Genomic DNA, 315 nt, shown 5'->3' with positions numbered 1-315 from the left:
CATCCACCGCTTGTGCGGGTCCCCGTCAATTCCTTTGAGTTTTAATCTTGCGACCGTACTCCCCAGGCGGTCTACTTCACGCGTTAGCTGCGTTACCAAGTCAATTAAGACCCGACAACTAGTAGACATCGTTTAGGGCGTGGACTACCAGGGTATCTAATCCTGTTTGCTCCCCACGCTTTCGTGCATGAGCGTCAGTGTTATCCCAGGGGGCTGCCTTCGCCATCGGTATTCCTCCACATATCTACGCATTTCACTGCTACACGTGGAATTCTACCCCCCTCTGACACACTCTAGCCATACAGTCTCAAATGC

At 52.1% G+C, this 315-nt stretch carries 1 rRNA gene; it reads right to left on the bottom strand.

The window, feature by feature from the left end:
• Window positions 1-315, bottom strand: a 16S ribosomal RNA gene (locus QN347_RS19655); the annotation flags it as partial.

Origin of the sequence: Sphingomonas sp. 10B4, from assembly GCF_035019905.1 — a bacterium.
In the GTDB taxonomy this organism is placed as follows: domain Bacteria; phylum Pseudomonadota; class Alphaproteobacteria; order Sphingomonadales; family Sphingomonadaceae; genus Sphingomonas; species Sphingomonas glacialis.
The sequence above is the reverse complement of the archived record's forward strand: the minus strand, read 5'-3'. Positions and strand labels throughout refer to the sequence as shown.